Origin of the sequence: Photobacterium lutimaris (assembly GCF_003025555.1) — a bacterium.
Taxonomy (GTDB): Bacteria; Pseudomonadota; Gammaproteobacteria; order Enterobacterales; family Vibrionaceae; genus Photobacterium; species Photobacterium lutimaris.
In genome coordinates this window covers 117,561-133,447 of the sequence record NZ_PYMH01000003.1, presented here as the reverse complement: position 1 = coordinate 133,447, position 15,887 = coordinate 117,561, and the positions used below count along the sequence as shown (strand labels likewise).

The 15,887-nt window shown below is 47.1% G+C and carries 14 protein-coding genes; 12 read left to right on the top strand and 2 right to left on the bottom strand.

Annotation, left to right across the window (positions count from 1 at the left end; genetic code table 11):
• The first annotated feature begins 199 nt into the window (after positions 1-199).
• The 6 genes from C9I99_RS09610 to tusE all read left to right on the top strand — a co-directional run bounded on the left by C9I99_RS09610 (position 200) and on the right by tusE (position 5,933).
• Positions 200-1,423: an amino acid ABC transporter substrate-binding protein gene (locus C9I99_RS09610; RefSeq protein ID WP_243734474.1), complete on the top strand. Its 1,224-nt coding sequence runs from the start codon at positions 200-202 to the stop codon at positions 1,421-1,423.
• 81 nt (positions 1,424-1,504) lie between these two features.
• Entirely contained in the window at positions 1,505-2,671 is a 1,167-nt protein-coding gene (locus C9I99_RS09605) for an amino acid ABC transporter permease (RefSeq protein ID WP_243734472.1), read from the top strand.
• 12 nt (positions 2,672-2,683) lie between these two features.
• A complete protein-coding gene (locus tag C9I99_RS09600; protein ID WP_107348652.1) occupies positions 2,684-3,781 on the top strand; it encodes an amino acid ABC transporter permease in 1,098 nt (365 codons plus the stop codon).
• An 18-nt stretch (positions 3,782-3,799) separates the two neighbouring features.
• The gene (locus C9I99_RS09595) at positions 3,800-4,552 is read left to right on the top strand and encodes an amino acid ABC transporter ATP-binding protein (protein ID WP_107348651.1); all 753 of its coding nucleotides are present in this window, start codon (positions 3,800-3,802) and stop codon (positions 4,550-4,552) included.
• 268 nt (positions 4,553-4,820) lie between these two features.
• A complete protein-coding gene (locus C9I99_RS09590; RefSeq protein WP_107348650.1) occupies positions 4,821-5,486 on the top strand; it encodes a Bax inhibitor-1/YccA family protein in 666 nt (221 codons plus the stop codon).
• Positions 5,487-5,603: 117 nt separating this feature from the next.
• Positions 5,604-5,933 carry a sulfurtransferase TusE gene (gene tusE, locus C9I99_RS09585; protein ID WP_107348649.1) on the top strand — a complete coding sequence of 110 codons (330 nt, stop codon included), beginning with the start codon at positions 5,604-5,606 and terminating at the stop codon, positions 5,931-5,933.
• A gap of 98 nt (positions 5,934-6,031) precedes the next feature.
• Here the strand turns inward: tusE and yccX are convergent, their stop codons facing one another.
• Entirely contained in the window at positions 6,032-6,304 is a 273-nt protein-coding gene (gene yccX / locus C9I99_RS09580; protein ID WP_107348648.1) for an acylphosphatase, read from the bottom strand.
• 90 nt (positions 6,305-6,394) lie between these two features.
• Here yccX and C9I99_RS09575 point away from each other — a divergent pair, with 90 nt between their 5' ends.
• Both C9I99_RS09575 and C9I99_RS09570 read left to right on the top strand, forming a co-directional pair.
• The gene (locus C9I99_RS09575; RefSeq protein WP_107348647.1) at positions 6,395-7,795 is read left to right on the top strand and encodes a methyl-accepting chemotaxis protein; all 1,401 of its coding nucleotides are present in this window, start codon (positions 6,395-6,397) and stop codon (positions 7,793-7,795) included.
• 242 nt (positions 7,796-8,037) lie between these two features.
• Positions 8,038-9,228 carry a class I SAM-dependent methyltransferase gene (locus C9I99_RS09570; RefSeq protein WP_107348844.1) on the top strand — a complete coding sequence of 397 codons (1,191 nt, stop codon included), beginning with the start codon at positions 8,038-8,040 and terminating at the stop codon, positions 9,226-9,228.
• Positions 9,229-9,294: 66 nt separating this feature from the next.
• On the opposite strand, the gene C9I99_RS09565 is transcribed toward C9I99_RS09570, so the two are convergent.
• The gene (locus tag C9I99_RS09565) at positions 9,295-10,056 is read right to left on the bottom strand and encodes a sulfite exporter TauE/SafE family protein (RefSeq protein ID WP_107348646.1); all 762 of its coding nucleotides are present in this window, start codon (positions 10,054-10,056) and stop codon (positions 9,295-9,297) included.
• A gap of 212 nt (positions 10,057-10,268) precedes the next feature.
• Here C9I99_RS09565 and C9I99_RS09560 point away from each other — a divergent pair, with 212 nt between their 5' ends.
• The 4 genes from C9I99_RS09560 to C9I99_RS09545 all read left to right on the top strand — a co-directional run bounded on the left by C9I99_RS09560 (position 10,269) and on the right by C9I99_RS09545 (position 15,654).
• A complete protein-coding gene (locus tag C9I99_RS09560) occupies positions 10,269-10,916 on the top strand; it encodes a YccT family protein (protein ID WP_107348645.1) in 648 nt (215 codons plus the stop codon).
• Positions 10,917-11,326: 410 nt separating this feature from the next.
• On the top strand, positions 11,327-14,476 hold the full coding sequence (locus C9I99_RS09555; RefSeq protein WP_107348644.1) for a chitinase C-terminal domain-containing protein: 3,150 nt from the start codon (positions 11,327-11,329) through the stop codon (positions 14,474-14,476).
• Positions 14,477-14,492: 16 nt separating this feature from the next.
• Positions 14,493-14,849 (top strand): hypothetical protein, encoded by a 357-nt coding sequence (locus tag C9I99_RS09550; protein WP_107348643.1) that lies wholly within the window; start codon positions 14,493-14,495, stop codon positions 14,847-14,849.
• Between the two features lie 157 nt (positions 14,850-15,006).
• On the top strand, positions 15,007-15,654 hold the full coding sequence (locus C9I99_RS09545) for a murein L,D-transpeptidase catalytic domain family protein (protein WP_107348642.1): 648 nt from the start codon (positions 15,007-15,009) through the stop codon (positions 15,652-15,654).
• Positions 15,655-15,887: the final 233 nt, after the last annotated feature.

The following is a 15,887-nucleotide window of genomic DNA, read 5'->3' as shown; positions in this document are numbered from 1 at the left end:
ATGTTAACAAGTTATTAACTAGAACTATTTCAAAGTGTTTCTATACTAAATAGTGACAAAAAAACAGACAGTTATTTTTTATGGCTGAAAGAAAGTGCCTTCTAGAAAGATAAATCATGGGGCACACTTTTGGAGATAACTGCTAATAATGACGATAAGAAGCGTCAATTCTCATGATAAGGAATAACAGGACGTAATTATGAAGCAAAACCTTACCTCTACCTTGGCAGTATCCACTTTTGCTCTAATTATTGCTGGCTGTGATAGCGGTGGTAGCAGCAGCCAAGACAAAGAAATGATCCAATCGCTACAGACCAAAGTCGAAACTCTTGAACAGCAGCTCGCCCAAACGTCAGATGGCGCAATCGCCGCCGTGGAATCTGGCTCTGAAGAACTAAAAGCTAAAATTGCCGAACTGGAAAGGCAACTGGCAAGCAAACCCGATGATAGCGCAGCAGCACCTTCAACCGCCACCGGTACCCTCGCTCGAATCCAAAAACAGGGTTACATTCAATGCGGTGTGACAACAGGTTTACCTGGCTTCTCAAACCCGAATGAGAAAGGTGAATGGGAAGGTATCGATGTTGAGTTTTGCCAAGCCGTCGCCGCCGCAACGCTCGGTGATAAAACGAAAGTAAAATACATCCCATTAACGGCCAAAGAACGTTTCACAGCCCTACAGTCTGGTGAAGTTGATCTGTTATCTCGAAACACAACCTGGACCCTTCATCGAGATACCGCTCTAGGCATCAACTTTGCTGGTGTGAACTACTATGATGGCCAGGGGTTCATGATCAACAAAGATCTTGAAATCGAGAGTGCCGCTGAGCTTGATGGTGCTGCGGTCTGTGTCCAATCTGGCACCACGACTGAGCTCAACGTAGCGGATTATTTCCGACACCGTGAAATGAAATACGCACCGGTTGTGTTCGACACCAATGTCCAAACCGTCAAAGGCTTTGAAGCCGGCCGCTGTGACGTACTCACCACCGACCAGTCCGGCTTGTATGCCCTTCGCTTGAACCTGCAAGATCCCTCTTCAGCGGTTGTATTGCCCGATATCATTTCTAAAGAGCCTCTTGGGCCTGCCGTTCGCCAAGGGGATGACCAGTGGTTCAATATTGTGAAATGGACACTCAACGCAATGATCAACGCCGAAGAGTTAGGGGTTTCTTCTCACAACGTTGATGACATGGAAAACTCTAACGACCCCAATATTCGACGCTTAATCGGTATTGATGGCCCCAAAGGAAAGGGGCTCGGCCTAAACGATGATTGGTCTTACCAAGTTATCAAACAGGTCGGCAACTACGGTGAAAGCTTCGAACGTACCGTCGGTATGAGCTCTCCACTTAAAATCAAGCGCGGGATCAACGCGCTATGGAATGATGGCGGGCTCCTGTACGCGCCACCTATGCGCTAGCACTTGGCGTAACGTTAGCCCATTTGGAGAGGGGAACGGCCCCTCTCCTGCCATCATTATCTCTTACACAGGATGTGTGTATTGGCAGCGAAGAATAGCAACCTCTTTTATAATCCGACATTTCGTTCCCTGCTGTTCCAAACTCTCGCGGCAGCAGCCTTGGGTTATTTTATCTACTCAATCATCAACAACGCACTAACGAATCTTGATCAGCGCGGCATTGCTACTGGGTTTGGTTTTCTTACACAGGAAGCGGGATTCGGTATCGGGCTAAGCCTGATTGATTACGACGAAACCTTCAGTTATGGCAGAACGTTTTTTGTTGGCTTGCTCAATACGGTACTGGTCTCTGTGCTGGGGATTTTGCTGGCAACTCTTTTGGGTTTTATCATTGGGGTAGCACGACTTTCCTCCAACTGGATGGTCAGCCGTTTCGCTGCGGTTTACATCGAGACCTTTCGCAATATTCCTTTATTGCTTCAAATATTCTTCTGGTATTTCGCGGTACTACAAGCTCTCCCCTCACCCCGTAACAGTATTAGCCTCAGTGAGAGTGTGTATCTCAATGTCCGAGGTTTGTATTTTGCCAAACCCGTTTTCGAACCGAATGCCTACTGGATTGGACTGGCACTCATTGTTGCGCTAGTACTGAGTATCAGCTACGCCATTTATGCCAAAAGAAAACAAAAGGCGACTGGTAAGCAGCCTCCTATTCTTTGGGTATCGTTAAGTCTGGTTATTATATTTCCGACGGTCAGCTATTTCGCCAGCGGTCAACCGATAAGCTTGGAATCTCCTGAACTGAAAGGATTTAACTTTAGGGGAGGGATCAGCATCATCCCTGAGCTGGCAGCCCTACTGCTCGCCTTAAGTATCTATACCGCTTCATTCATTGCTGAAATTGTGCGAGCAGGGATCAACGCCGTCAACCATGGACAAACAGAGGCAGCTCTTTCACTCGGCTTACCCCAAGGAAAAACCCTGCGTTTGGTTGTGATTCCCCAAGCCTTACGGATCATTATTCCCCCGCTGACCAGCCAGTATCTTAACTTAACCAAAAATTCATCATTGGCAATGGCAATTGGCTACCCTGATCTCGTCTCGGTGTTCGCAGGAACCACACTCAACCAAACCGGCCAGGCCATCGAAATCATTACCATGACCATGGCGGTTTACCTAACGCTTAGCCTGCTCACTTCGCTGCTTATGAATACCTATAACCGAAAAGTTGCGCTGGTCGAGCGATAGGAGCGAGTAATAATGCATCAACATCAATTTCGTCCAGACTTACCCCCGCCGTCCAATACCGTCGGTGCCCTCGGATGGCTAAGGAAAAACCTTTTTTCCAGTGTCTTGCATTCTTGCCTGACCATTATTTTGGGCTATTTTGCCCTATTCTCTATTTGGAATATCATCGACTGGGCACTGTTACAAGCTGATTGGTTCGGCACAACACGTGATGACTGCAGTCGAGAAGGGGCTTGCTGGGTATTCATTTCCGTTCGCTTCGAACAATTCATGTTCGGTTTCTACCCCGAAGCAGAGTTATGGCGACCGACACTGTTTTACTTCACCCTTGCTGTTTTCATCACATTATTAGCGATTGAAAAAACACCCGGACGAACATGGATCTGGCTGTTCTTCGTCAATATCTATCCCTTTATCATCGCGGGCTTACTCTATGGCGGCATCTTAGGGCTTCCTGTCGTTGAAACCCACCTTTGGGGTGGCTTGCTGATCACCCTGATCATTGCCATTGTCGGTATCGTTGTCTCGCTACCGATAGGCATCGCACTGGCTTTGGGAAGACGCTCGAATATGCCAGTGATCCGCAGCCTGTGTACTGTCTATATCGAAATTTGGCGCGGCGTCCCCCTTATTACCGTACTGTTTATGGCTTCCGTCATGCTTCCACTTTTCCTCAACGCCGAAACCGAGACCAACAAATTGCTCAGAGCACTGACTGGGGTTGTGCTCTTTAGTGCAGCCTACATGGCCGAAGTTGTTCGTGGCGGACTGCAGGCTATTCCATCAGGGCAATATGAAGCAGCAGATGCACTAGGACTGAACTACTGGAAGAAAATGTACTTTATCGTTTTACCGCAAGCACTGAAGATCAGTATTCCGGCAATAGTGAATACTTTCATCGGGCTGTTTAAAGACACCAGCTTAGTACTCATCATCGGTATGTTTGACGTGCTTGGTATCGGTCAGGCTGCCAATACCGACCCCAAATGGTTGGGCTTTGCCACGGAAAGCTACGTCTTTGTGGCACTGGTCTTCTGGCTGTTTTGCTTTGGCATGTCGCGATACAGCATCTATTTGGAAAACAAACTTCATACCGGCCATAAGCGGTAAGTCATCAAGAGGGAAACTATGACAGATAACGATAGCCAGACAATAATGCTAACCATGGCCGCGGTGAATAAATGGTATGGGGAATTCCACGTACTAAAAGACATTAACCTCACCGTCAAACAAGGGGAGAAAATTGTCATCTGCGGTCCTTCAGGCTCGGGGAAATCAACATTAATCCGCTGCATAAATCGCCTAGAGGAACACCAACAGGGACAGATCATTGTGGCAGGCAATGAGCTCAACAGTGATCTGAAAAACATTGAACTGGTGCGCCGGGAAGTTGGGATGTGCTTTCAGCACTTTAACTTGTTTCCCCATTTAACCGTACTTGAAAACTGCACCTTGGCACCGATCTGGGTGAAGAAAATGCCTCAACAGGCGGCCGACAAAATCGCCATGCAATATCTGAAACGAGTAAAAATACCCGAGCAAGCCCACAAATACCCAGGCCAATTATCAGGTGGGCAACAACAACGGGTAGCTATCGCCCGCTCATTGTGCATGTCACCACAGGTGATGCTGTTTGATGAACCGACATCAGCCCTAGACCCAGAAATGGTCCGTGAAGTACTGGAAGTCATGGTTGAGTTGGCCAATGAAGGGATGACCATGATCTGCGTGACCCACGAAATGGGGTTCGCCCGTCAGGTTGCCGATCGGGTTATCTTCATGGATATGGGTGAAATCATTGAAGAAAACACCCCGCAGGCATTCTTCGACAACCCACAGTCAGACAGAACGCAGCTGTTTTTGAACCAGATCTTGCACTAATCCGTACTAAGATTGATGGTTAAGTGGCCTGATCACACGGGAAAACAAACACTTAAGGAGGCGCAGCAAGCATGTGCTGTAACATTATTTTACAACTTCGACCACAAAGAAAAGGAATTGTTAAGTATCATTCAGGTCTTATCGTTAAACTGGTGATTATTGTTTGGGGACAGCCACATTAATTTGACAAACGGCTTGCAATAGCGATTAAATGCCCCAATATACATTCATATTAGCAATCACATATCTAACCCTGAGGGGACTATTTATGAACGATCGTATAGTCAATCGTGGCACAGCTTACGAAAGCGTACTTTCTACGAACAAGGTTCTACGTAACACTTATTTTCTTCTGTCTCTAACGCTTGTATGGTCAGCTGTCGTTGCAGGTTTTGCAATGGCGATGAATATGCCTCACCCAAGCTTAATCATCACTCTGGTTGGCTTCTACGGTCTGATGTTCCTAACAGAGAAAAATCGCGACAGCGGCTTGGGTATCGTATTTACCTTCGCTCTGACTGGCTTTATGGGCTACACATTGGGGCCAATCCTCAATATGTACGTAGGTGCTGGCATGGGGCATGCAATTGTCCCGGCACTCGGCGGTACAGCACTGACCTTCTTTGCGTGTTCGGCATATGCTCTGACCACTAAGCGTGATCTGTCTTTCCTTGGCGGCATGCTATTGGCTGGTTTTGTTGCCATTCTTGTGATGGTTGTTGCAAACATCTTCCTACAGATGCCAATGCTTTCTCTGGCCATCAGCGGTATGTTTGTTCTGTTCTCGTCAGCAGCTATCCTGCTTACAACACAGAACATTGTTCGCGGCGGTGAAACAAACTACATCTCTGCAACCGTAACGTTGTATGTATCTATCTACAACCTATTCCTGAGCCTACTGCAAATCCTAGGTATCATGGGTAGCAACGACTAATCTCTGATTCAGTCATAGATAACTAAAAAGCGCCGAAAGGCGCTTTTTTTGTCGCCGCAGCCTTGCAGCGAAACCTGAATATCACTATGCTTTGGCCGTTCTATATGCGAGGCAAACATGCTTGAATTTGAAGGTAAACAAATCGAAACCGATGCTCACGGTTATCTGAAAAACACCGACGACTGGAGCGAAGATCTGGTTCCTCTTCTGGCTGAAGAAGAAGGGATCACCCTGAGCGAAGCCCATTGGGAAGTCGTCCGTTTTGTTCGCGAGTTCTATCAGGAATTCAATACCTCACCGGCCATTAGAATGCTGGTGAAGGCGATGGCTAAAAAATACGGTGAAGAAAAGGGCAGCTCACGTTACTTATACAAGCTGTTTCCGAAAGGACCAGCAAAGCAAGCAACGAAACTGGCCGGCCTACCAAAGCCTGTTAAGTGTATCTAACCACTTGCTGGTGATTGCTCATCTGGGCGAGTGGTCTCCTCTCGCCTATCCCCTCTTTCCTGCTCGCTGCAGCCAAACTTCCCTTGTTCGCACCTTGGCTACATAATCTCAAAGCCATCATAGTGCCGCCAGTCAATTTGCTCCCAGCTTACATTGTCGACCCTTGATGTTCTCGGCCCCGTATTCAACCAGGTAAGTAGCTGCTTGACCTGCCCTTCCGGCCCGCAGACCATCACCTCAACACTGCCGTCAGGTAAATTTTTGGCGTAGCCTGTCAAACCGCACTTCAGCCCTTCATGTGCGGTATGAAACCTAAACCCAACGCCCTGAACCATACCGGTAATCAGCGCCTTCACACAGATTTGTGACATATATCACCTCAAGCTTCCTGCTTTTCACTCGATAACAATATAATATTGCTCGCATAAAAATGCTCTAAGCTTTTGTTTTTAGGAATCAATATGAAAGAAGTTGCCTTTAGATGGATTGACCGCTACTTAATCCATATCACCTTACAGGAAAAGTTCTACTTACTCTTCCTGTTGCCAATTATTGCATTGATAAGCGTAACTACAATACTAGCTGATAGTGCTGGTCAACAACGTATTGAAATCACGACACAACAACTAGAAACTACCGCCTCTCTCCTCTCCCAGCAACAAATAAATCAATCAGATGCATATCAGCTATTATCCAACACCAACCTTCACGTTGGACAGGGTGAGAACTCTGTATTTGTCAGTGGCATGAATTACAGCATCACTTCAAATGGTTCTGCAGATCTATTTTCACATGTAAGCTCAGGCCAATGGGCAATCATGGCGATTATCCTGCTAATCACACTGGCTGCGATATACTACATCATGACCTTTATCGGCGGTGCGATGTTCACCACCAATAAAGCACTACAAAGTCTTGCTGATGGCGATTTAACTAACCGCCTTAATTTTTTCAAAGTTCGCGATGAATTTAGCACCATTGCGATTACTATTGACCGAGTGAGTGAACGAGAACAACAACTGGTTAAGGCCTCCCAACAAGCTACCGCGTTAATGCAGCAAATCAGCCGCAATTTGCGTCAACGCAGCCTAGGCAGCGAGCAGCTATCCACTTCGCAGCAGCAGCACCTTGACTCTCTGGCCAGTGCGACTGAGGAAATGGCAACCTCCATCCGCCAAGTTGCGGACCACGCCCATCAAACCTCCGAACAAACCCGTGAAACGCAGGATGTGTCCGAGCAAGGTCGCGCTCAAGTCAACCAGACCCGTAATGCTATCTGTCTATTAAGCGAAGAAATCACTCAAGCGGCGAATGCCGTTGCCGAGTTAGATAGCAACGCCGCCAAAATCGACGCTGTGGTGACCACCATCAATGGTATCTCAGAGCAGACAAACCTGCTGGCCTTAAATGCCGCCATCGAAGCCGCTCGAGCTGGAGAACAAGGCCGGGGCTTTGCCGTTGTCGCCGATGAAGTGCGTACTTTGGCAGGCCGAACCCAAAGCGCGACTGTCGAAATCCAACAGATGATCGAAGCGCTTCAGAAAGATAGCCAGCAACTCATGTCGGTGATGAAAAAGACCGTTGAAAATGCTCACAATAGTGAAACACTGATGGAGTCAGTAGACAGTGAGATTTCGCATATTACCGAGCGTAACCAGCATATTTCAGACCGTAGTACCGAAATCGCCGCCGCTGCCGAGCAGCAAGGTGCCGTCGCTGACGACATTGCCAAGAATGTTGAGCAAGTTCGCAGCCAGTCACAACAAATTTGTACGGCGATCAATGCCTCTACTAGTGAGATCGACCAGTTGAACACGCAAGCTGAAGCGCTTGAGTCACTGATGCGAGGACTGAAAGTCTAATCTCTACCATATACCCAAGTTACCTCAAGGTGCAGGATTCAGAGGGTTGTTAGCTCATTCAATGCAAGGCGAAGATTTGCAGGAATGGCATTCCCTTTTAAAATCGTCAACGAAGGAGAAGTAGCTTGGGTATATACAGTACCTTCCCATTAGGCACTGCCACTATTGATCCATATAAATTTGATTTTATGTGGTTTCGACAACATAATACGCCCCCATTCCTTACTCCATACTGGGCAGTCATGACAGTTTCAATTTATCTGGTTAAAGGCCGTGAAAAATCACTTCGCCGCCGCCACCCTTGGGTTTTCTCGCGCGGTATTCAGCGCGTCGAAGGTAAGCCATCGCTTGGCGAAACCGTTGATATCTTCGACCACAAAGGTGAGTGGTTAGCTCGCGGTGCATTTTCTCCGCAATCTCAGATCCGTGTTCGAGTATGGACCTTTGATAAAAACGAACAAATCGATGTGGATTTCTTCGTCAACCGCCTTAAATCCGCTCAGGGTCTGCGTGATATTCTTGCTGCCCGTGATGGCTTAACCGGTTACCGCCTTATCGCCGCTGAATCTGACGGCCTACCAGGTATCACTATTGACCGCTATCAGGACTTCCTCGTCTGCCAGCTGCTAAGTGCAGGCGCTGAAGCGCAGAAAGACGCATTGGTTGAAGCACTAAATATCTGCTACCCAGAATGTAGTGTTTATGAGCGTTCCGATGTATCAGTACGCAAGAAGGAAGGTCTTAAGCAGCGTACTGGCGTACTGTCTGGTGAAGAGCCACCTAAATTTGTCACCATTGAAGAAAACGGCGTGAAGATCAATGTCGATATCGTTGGCGGCCACAAAACCGGTTTCTACCTTGATCAGCGTGATAGCCGCGAAGCCGCTGTAAAATATGTCAACGGCAAGCGCGTGCTTAACTGTTTCTGCTACACTGGCGGATTTGGTCTGTATGCACTGAAAGGCGGCGCAAGCAATGTCGTGAACGTGGATGTATCGCAACCAGCACTAGACACTGCTCGCATGAACGCTGAAGCGAACGGATATCCGCTGGAGAACGCTGAATTCCTTAACGCTGATGTGTTCAAATTGCTACGAGAATACCGTGAACGCGGTGAGCTGTTTGATGTTGTGATCATGGATCCACCAAAGTTTGCCGAGTCGAAGTCGCAGCTAGTCGGCGCATGCCGCGGCTACAAGGACATCAATATGCTTGCCATGCAAATTCTAAAACCGGGTGGTACCCTGTTGACGTATTCTTGCTCTGGCCTGATGGATAACAACCTGTTCCAGAAAATCATCGCCGATGCTGCCCTTGATGCCAAGCGTGAAGTCCAGTTTATTGAGCGCTTCGGACAGGCTGCGGATCACCCACTAGACAGTGCTTACCCAGAAGGTTTCTACCTGAAAGGCTTCGCCTGCTACGTGAAGTAATCGTGCGCTAACAGAGCCGCATTTGCGTAAGTGTAAAGAAGCCAACATTATGTTGGCTTCTTTATTTTAGTCGGTTAGCATTGCCGCAGCAGAACCGCACAAGGTCATCAAGAACAGGAACCACTTCAAGGTTTCCGGCCTCGCTGAAATCGCCATCTTCACCGCAAGATGCGATCCCACCATTGTTCCCCCAGCTAACATCAACCCCGGCCCCCACATAACCAGATCTTCAATGATAAATAGCACTAAAGCCACTGTTGTGAACGCTAAAGCACACAGCATTTTCAATGCGTTTGCTCGCACTAAGTCATAACGAAGCGTCCCCGCCAAGGCTGCCAGCAAGACAAAGCCCACCCCAGCCTGTACAAAGCCACCATAAAAACCGGCCAGACCCAGCCCCCACCATGAACTAGGGGTATTTCTTACTTTCTTGGGTTCGCTTCCTGCCGGTGGGGCAACAATCGAAGGACGAAGTAAAATGACTAAGGCCATGGTTAACATGGTGCCAAGCAACAGCGGCTTGATCCAACTTGAGGGCGCATATGTCGCCCCCACCGCACCCAGGAGACCACCGATGATTGTCGGTAATAAGATAGGGCCGGTATCTGACATATCGAGCTTGCCGTGCCGCCGAAAACCGAGTAAAGCTGTAAGCCCTTGTACCGCTACCCCCACCCGATTGGTCGCATTGGCAACTTCAGCGGGTATACCCATAACCATTAACGCCGGCAAGGTAAGATTGGAGCCCCCACCCGCTAAGGTATTGATGATCCCCGCGAGGAACCCGGTACCAAGTAGCAAGCAAATCTGTAGTAAAGACATATCCATTGTTTTGTTCAATCCGTCGTAATGAGTTATTTTGTTTTGACCAAATATACCCAATACACCAAACAAAATGTTATATTTACTGATTAATTGATTCAGTATTAAAAGAGCATCAAAGTCATTATTCAGCTCTTATTCAGCAACCTAGCGACAAACTGCTAGGATAATATCAATAAATACAATCAATTTCGGACATTGTTTTTCAAGGAACCGCTATGAAATTTCGTACCGCGTTAATGGCTATTGCAGCATGCGGCATCAGCTTCTCCTCACTGGCTGACGTTAAGCTTGACCTCCCATACCAAGCTGATCTTGTTCTGGTTAATGGCGTACAGAAAAGTGGCAATGACACAGTAACGCTACCAAATGGTATCAATCAGTTTGCCTTTACTTACGTTGATTCACTCCGTGATAACGGTGATGACTATCTCTATAAGTCTGACGTTATCGTGGTTAAATTTGACGCCAGTGATGAAAGCTTAAAGCTTGATCTGCCAAAACTACGTACTGCGCAAGACGCACGTAAATTTGATAAATCGCCTAAGCTCTCATTGGTATCAGCCAATGGAGAAACAGTCAGCTTTGAGCAAGATAAACTGATTAAATCTGGCTTACAGTTTGGCCGCGATTTTGAAAAAGAAATAGCCGTTTATAACCAATCAGGCAAAGTCGCTGCCGTAGCGACGTCAGCAGCGGCAGTGCCGGTAACCCTCCCAGCAACTGCACCGTCAGCTACGTCACCGAAACCGCCTGTTGACCAGCAGCAAACACGTAATGTAGCTGAAAACATGCTGAACTACTGGTATGAGCAAGCTGACGAAACAACGCGAGCGCGTTTCAAGGCGAAAATCAACCAAGAATAATCCTCCTATATAAAGAGCCTTCGGGCTCTTTTTGCATTTGACCTTCTCGACTTTCGTCTTAACGCCCTCTTTGCACTAACCGCCTGCATATCACACTGAAACCGATCAGCCATTTCATGGTTACCCCCTGCAATACTTTATCTATTAGCCACCTCCACCAAGTAAGATTCAGCTTCCAACACCTTTCTCTTTGGATGAACAGATTCCAGCCTGAAATTTAGTTATTGGTGCAAAATAACACTATTTACATTACATAAAATAAGCAGCTTTTTGCGATGCAACATGTGATTCATAACAATTTAACCGACCAAATTTGATATTCCCCTTATACTTTTTTCACGTCGCAACATAAGACAGAAATGCCGTAATCAATTTCTACTAACCCGTTTCAATAATGAAGGGAGTATTCAATGGAACACTTGAAACAAGGACTGGCGATAAGCCGAGCACTAAAGCTCAGTACACTCGCCGTTTCATGCATGGCGGCAATGAATGCCCATGCAGCAATGGAATGTGAAACCGTCGAAACATGGAATAGTGCCGTCGCTTATAACGGCGGTGCTCAGGTTCAAGAAACGAATAAAGTGTATAAGGCAAATTGGTGGACGAAAGGGAATGCACCTTCAGCCCATTCAGGCCCCCACCAAGAGTGGTCATTTGTCGATGACTGTTCAAACGGCGTAGTAAACCAGCCGCCTGTTATTGCGATCACCTCTCCTAACACTGGCACGTCCATCATAACGGGAGACTCCGTAACCATCTCGGCAGATGCGACAGACAAGGATGGAACGGTAGCCCGTGTTGACTTCTATGTTGGCTCATCAAAGCTAAGTTCAGTAACCCAACCCCCTTATCAGATAAACTGGACTGCCGTCACCGGTAACCAACTGCTAAGAGCAATTGCGACCGACGACGAAGGGGCCTCTACCGAAACATCTGTTGCCGTTATTGTGCAGGATACCGCCAATAGTCTCCCCACTGTCGATCTTGCCCTCTCAGCATCCAGTATCGAGCTTGGCAGCTCTATTATCCTTACCTCTGTTGCTGAGGACAGTGATGGCACCATTGATAAGGTCGACTTTTTTGCCAACGGCTCGTTGATTGGCACGGTTGCTACCGCCCCTTATACGCTGAACTATACGCCAGCTCAATCTGGCACTATCACCTTTTTTGCCCGTGCCACAGACAACCTTGGCGCGACATCGGATTCAAGCTCAGCAACACTGGCCGTTAATGGAGGGGGAACAACGCAGAGCTGTCGCCCTGACGGCCTGTATCAAACAGAAGGGGTCACGGTCCCATACTGTACAATATATGACGAGCAAGGCCGTGAAATCATGGGGGCCGATCACCCACGTCGTGTCATCGGCTACTTCACAAGCTGGCGCAGTGGCGACGATCCCCAAGCGGCCTACCTCGTCAATGATATTCCGTGGGATCAACTTACCCATATTAACTATGCCTTTGTCAGTATTGGCAGCGATGGAAAAGTCAATGTCGGTAACGTTGCTGATCCTGCCAACCCAGCGACAGGTAAAGAGTGGCCAGGCGTCGAGATAGACCCAGCCCTAGGCTTCAAGGGCCACTTTGGTGCGCTCGCCACCTATAAAAAGAAACATGATGTCAAGACCCTGATCTCTATCGGCGGTTGGGCTGAAACCGGTGGTCACTTCGGTGCCGACGGTAACCGAGTTGCTGACGGGGGTTTCTATACAATGACCACCAATGCTGATGGCTCGATCAACCATGCAGGTATCGAGAAATTTGCCACGTCAGCGGTCGAAATGATGCGCCAATACCAATTCGACGGTCTGGACATCGACTATGAATACCCAACCTCGATGGCAGGAGCCGGTAACCCCGATGACAAAGCCTTTATGGAGCCTCGCCGTGCTTACCTATGGGCTTCTTACCAAGAGCTAATGAAAGTACTACGCCATAAACTAGATAACGCTTCAGCGCAGGATGGTATCCATTACATGCTGACTATCGCTGCGCCTTCATCTGGTTACTTGCTACGTGGTATGGAAGACTTTGATGTCACCAAGTACCTCGACTACGTCAATATCATGTCCTACGACCTACATGGCGCGTGGAACGATCATGTTGGCCACAACGCAGCACTGTTTGATACTGGTAAGGACTCAGAGCTGGCGCAGTGGAACGTATACGGCACCGCCGCATATGGCGGTATTGGCTACCTAAACACCGATTGGGCATACCACTATTTCCGTGGTTCAATGCCTGCAGGCCGCATCAACATCGGGGTACCTTACTATACCCGAGGCTGGCAAGGTGTAACCGGTGGTGAAAACGGACTATGGGGCCGAGCTCCACTACCTAACCAGTCTCAGTGTGAACCAGGCACCGGGGAAGGTGAAAAGAACAATTGTGGCTTCGGTGCCGAGGGTATCGATAACCTTTGGCATGACAAGAATGCCGCCGGTGATGAGATGGGGGCTGGTTCAAACCCAATGTGGCATGCCATGAACCTTGCCCAAGGGATCTTTGGTAGCTATAGCACAGCTTACAAACTAGACCCTGCCAACAACCCGGCTCATCAGCTAACGGGTAACTATACCCGTCACTATGACAACGTTGCCGTCGCACCATGGTTATGGAATGCAGACAAGAAAGTCTTCCTATCGACAGAAGACAAGGCCTCCATCAATGTCAAAGCGGACTATGTCGTTGACAAGGAAATCGGCGGGATCATGTTCTGGGAGCTAGCCGGCGATTATAACTGCTACGTCCTTGATGCCAATGGAAACCGTACCACCGTCGATACGACAGAGAATGCATGTAAGACAGGCAATGGTGAATACCACATGGGTAATACCATGACCAAAGCCATCTATGAGAAATTCAAGTCTGCGACACCTTATGGCAATAAGGTTGCCACAGGTGCAATCCCGACTGAAGTGCTTAATATCGACGTCGATGTATCAGGCTTTAAGGTGGGCGATCAGAACTACCCTATCAACCCGAAAATTACCTTTACCAATAACACTGGTCAAGATATCCCGGGCGGAACGGAATTCCAGTTCGATATCCCGACATCAGCACCCGATAATGCCAAAGATCAATCTGGCGGTGGCTTAACCGTGATTGCATCAGGTCATAGCCGCGCCAATAACATTGGTGGCCTTGACAGTGTAATGCACCGCGTCGCATTTACACTGCCTGGTTGGAAGAGCCTACCTGCAGGCGGTACCTATGAGCTTGATATGGTGTACTACCTACCGATTTCAGGCCCAGCCAACTATAGCGTTAGTATTAGCGGCAAGGACTACGCGTTTAAGTTTGAGCAGCCTGATTTGCCACTTGGCAATATCGGCGACGGTAGTGGCGATGGCGGTAATGGTGGTGGCGACGGAACTTGTAACACAACGGGTATCAATACTTATCCTAACTGGCCACAAACTGATTGGGCTGGTAAACCTAGCCATGCGAACCAAGGTGATAAGATCATCCACAATGGTGTGCTATACCAGGCAAACTGGTGGAGCAGCTCAACACCAGGTAGTGACGGCAGCTGGTTAACAGTGTGTACAATTTAACCAGTAGGCAGTAAATATGATGCGCAGGGCTTTTCCTGCGCATTTTTTATCCAAACAGTTGCCAAAACAGTTAGATCGCCTTTTTAAAAAGCACATATCACGCCCCTTAACGGCTATTTATCACACAGCAATTTCTTTCACTGAGCCTGTTCCCTGCAGTGAAGGAGTAAAAAAATGCGATAAAGAGCTCAATTTTCAACCAAACAGTCAAAATGCCAACATTTCTTTGTTTTCAAAATATGACACCGCATTTAGCTTTAACAAACAATACATTATCATATTGACAATTGTAACAATGATGGATTTGGGTGATTTTTTCACCTTTAAGACAATATTTCATATAAAAATGACAATCGCTTTTAATTACTTGTAATTAATTATTTTTTAAACAACCACAAACAATAAAACAGAATTTTTTTGCTTTTATCACGTCCTTCCCCCCAAATTTCGTAGCATCAAATGTCTTTTTTTTTGTGTTAAAGTCAGCCTCAACCAACCACAACGACAAAATTGAACATTTTACAGGGACAATGAAAAAGCTAACCGTACTATTTGTGATGGCATTAATGATTCTGCCATTGCAGGCTACTGCCAGTGTTATAAAGAGCCAGACTCACACCAGTAACCAGCACGCTGACATCTTAGCTAAAGATGTATATAACAAAGCAAAGTTAAATGGAGTAATTAATTATCAAGTATTTAAGGAAGCCTACGAGGCTTATTACAATACCAAAGGCCGCAAGAAACCGGTTCTAACGATCATTGATTACAGCCTTCCTTCAACGAAAGAACGCTTCTTTGTCGTTGACCTGAAGAACAACACACTGCTATACCGTACTTTTGTTTCCCATGGCGTCAATAGCGGCGGTAAAAATGCAACAAAGTTTTCTAACATCGTCAACTCGCGTCAAACGTCTTTAGGTACCTTCCTGACTGATACCACCTACTATGGCGGCAATGGATACTCACTCCGCCTTGATGGTATGACGCCCGGCATTAATGATAAAGCAAGAAAGCGCTACATTGTTATCCACGGTGCAGATTACGCGACTAAGTCTTTTATTAACCGCCATGGGTATTTAGGCCGCAGTTGGGGATGCCCAGCATTGCCGACAGAGCTCTCTAGAGAAATAATCGATATTATTAAAGGTGGCAGTGTCATCTACGCACGCGCTTAATTTCACTTCCCCTGTATTATAATCTTAATAAACAGCAGCTTAATCAGGCTGCTGTTTTTTTATGAATGGCTATTTAGTCTATTGCTAATATTAATTAACACTGATGGTTAATTTACCTGACAGCCAAAGGTAATATGTTGAATTATATATTTATTAAATCATACATTGATGCCTTACTTTATTCCATTATACTTTATTACTCACTAACAAACCTGTTATAGCAACTTACTTAA

Excerpts from the sequence above, each read along its gene's own strand:
- C9I99_RS09565 (WP_107348646.1), bottom strand. The coding sequence starts at position 10,056 with ATGGATATGTCTTTACTACAGATTTGCTTGCTACTTGGTACCGGGTTC.
- C9I99_RS09555 (WP_107348644.1), top strand. The coding sequence starts at position 11,327 with ATGGAACACTTGAAACAAGGACTGGCGATAAGCCGAGCACTAAAGCTC.
- C9I99_RS09590 (WP_107348650.1), top strand. The coding sequence starts at position 4,821 with ATGAACGATCGTATAGTCAATCGTGGCACAGCTTACGAAAGCGTACTT.
- C9I99_RS09560 (WP_107348645.1), top strand. The coding sequence starts at position 10,269 with ATGAAATTTCGTACCGCGTTAATGGCTATTGCAGCATGCGGCATCAGC.
- C9I99_RS09570 (WP_107348844.1), top strand. The coding sequence starts at position 8,038 with ATGACAGTTTCAATTTATCTGGTTAAAGGCCGTGAAAAATCACTTCGC.
- C9I99_RS09595 (WP_107348651.1), top strand. The coding sequence starts at position 3,800 with ATGACAGATAACGATAGCCAGACAATAATGCTAACCATGGCCGCGGTG.
- tusE (WP_107348649.1), top strand. The coding sequence starts at position 5,604 with ATGCTTGAATTTGAAGGTAAACAAATCGAAACCGATGCTCACGGTTAT.
- C9I99_RS09545 (WP_107348642.1), top strand. The coding sequence starts at position 15,007 with ATGAAAAAGCTAACCGTACTATTTGTGATGGCATTAATGATTCTGCCA.
- C9I99_RS09575 (WP_107348647.1), top strand. The coding sequence starts at position 6,395 with ATGAAAGAAGTTGCCTTTAGATGGATTGACCGCTACTTAATCCATATC.
- C9I99_RS09610 (WP_243734474.1), top strand. The coding sequence starts at position 200 with ATGAAGCAAAACCTTACCTCTACCTTGGCAGTATCCACTTTTGCTCTA.
- C9I99_RS09550 (WP_107348643.1), top strand. The coding sequence starts at position 14,493 with ATGATGCGCAGGGCTTTTCCTGCGCATTTTTTATCCAAACAGTTGCCA.
- C9I99_RS09600 (WP_107348652.1), top strand. The coding sequence starts at position 2,684 with ATGCATCAACATCAATTTCGTCCAGACTTACCCCCGCCGTCCAATACC.
- yccX (WP_107348648.1), bottom strand. The coding sequence starts at position 6,304 with ATGTCACAAATCTGTGTGAAGGCGCTGATTACCGGTATGGTTCAGGGC.